At 47.9% G+C, this 1,809-nt stretch carries 1 protein-coding gene; it reads left to right on the plus strand.

Going from position 1 to position 1,809, the window contains the following annotated elements; all coding sequences use genetic code 11:
- Positions 1-80 precede the first annotated feature (80 nt).
- On the plus strand, positions 81-1,628 hold the full coding sequence (gene pruA, locus DCC82_RS03870; protein ID WP_097354051.1) for an L-glutamate gamma-semialdehyde dehydrogenase: 1,548 nt from the start codon (positions 81-83) through the stop codon (positions 1,626-1,628).
- Positions 1,629-1,809 lie beyond the last annotated feature (181 nt).

Genomic DNA, 1,809 nt, shown 5'->3' on the forward strand with positions numbered 1-1,809 from the left:
TCGAAAAATATTTTTTGGACACCCCTGAGAGGCCGAAAAGCCTTGATAGATCAACATTTCTAGAGGGAGGAAGATCGTTGATGGTGCAACCTTATAAGCATGAACCACTTACAGACTTTACCGTAGAAGCGAATCGAAAAGCGTTTGAAGAGGCGTTGAAAAAAGTCGAGGCGGAACTTGGCAAAGACTATCCTTTAATTATTGGCGGTGAACGGGTTACAACCGACGAGAAAATCGTTTCAATTAACCCTGCGAATAAGACAGAAGTAATCGGCCGTGTGTCAAAAGCGAATAAAGAACTTGCGGAAAAAGCGATGAAGGTCGCCGATGAAGCGTTTAAATGGTGGAGCAAAACCAAACCAGAGGCGCGTGCAGATATTTTATTCCGCGCTGCTGCGATTGTGCGCCGCCGCAAACATGAATTTTCGGCATTGATGGTAAAAGAGGCAGGAAAACCATGGAAAGAAGCAGATGCGGATACGGCGGAAGCGATTGACTTTATGGAATATTACGCTCGCCAAATGTTGAAATTAAAAGACGGCATTCCGGTAGAAAGCCGTCCTGGGGAAACAAACCGTTTCTTCTATATTCCGCTTGGCGTCGGCGTCGTGATCTCACCATGGAACTTCCCATTTGCGATCATGGCGGGAACAACAGTTGCAGCGCTTGTCACTGGCAACACCGTTCTCTTGAAGCCAGCAAGCGCCACACCAGTTGTCGCTTATAAATTTGTGGAAGTACTAGAAGAAGCAGGGCTTCCGGCGGGAGTATTAAACTACATTCCAGGAAGCGGTGCGGAAGTTGGCGATTACTTAGTAGACCATCCGCGCACTCGCTTTATTAGCTTCACTGGTTCCCGCGATGTCGGCATTCGCATTTACGAACGCGCCGCAAAAGTACATCCGGGCCAAATCTGGCTCAAACGCGTCATCGCCGAGATGGGCGGTAAAGACGCCATTGTTGTCGACAAAGAAGCGGATCTAGAATTAGCAGCACAATCGATTGTCGCATCTGCGTTTGGTTTCTCCGGCCAAAAATGTTCGGCTTGCTCGCGCGCCATTATCGTCGAAGATGTGTATGATCAAGTATTAAATCGTGTTGTCGAGTTGACAAAACAACTAAAAGTCGGCGATCCTGCGGACCAAAGCACATTTATGGGTCCAGTCATCGACCAATCGGCATACAACAAAATTATGGAATATATCGAAATCGGCAAAAAAGAAGGACGTCTCATGACAGGCGGCGAAGGGGACGATTCCAAAGGCTTTTTCATTCAGCCAACGGTATTTGCCGATGTTGATCCGAACGCGCGCATCATGCAAGAAGAAATTTTCGGACCGGTTGTGGCGTTTACGAAAGCGAAAGATTTCGATCATGCGCTTGAAATCGCCAACAACACCGAATACGGCTTAACTGGCGCCGTCATCTCCCGCAACCGCGCCAACCTTGAAAAAGCGCGCGAAGAATTCCATGTCGGCAACCTTTACTTCAACCGCGGCTGCACGGGTGCGATCGTTGGTTACCAACCGTTCGGCGGCTTCAACATGTCCGGTACGGACTCGAAAGCGGGCGGCCCTGACTACTTAATTCTTCATATGCAAGCAAAAACAGTATCAGAAATGTTTTAATGAAAAACCCTCTCTGCGCAGGCAGGGAGGGTTTTTTGTGCTGGCGCGGTTCCTTGAATTTAAACATTTTTTATTGATTCCAACGTTACGTGAAGTTTTATGATAGTGTCGGTAGCGTCAAAAGTTCTATGAAAACTCCACACAGATCATCCCATTGAGCATCGTGGGGCATGCGGAGGGT

Source organism: Geobacillus sp. LYN3 (genome assembly GCF_003064505.1).
In the GTDB taxonomy this organism is placed as follows: Bacteria; Bacillota; Bacilli; order Bacillales; family Anoxybacillaceae; genus Parageobacillus_B; species Parageobacillus_B toebii.

Bases quoted from the DNA above. Each gene is read 5' to 3' on its own strand.
- pruA (WP_097354051.1), top strand. From the start codon at position 81: ATGGTGCAACCTTATAAGCATGAACCACTTACAGACTTTACCGTAGAA.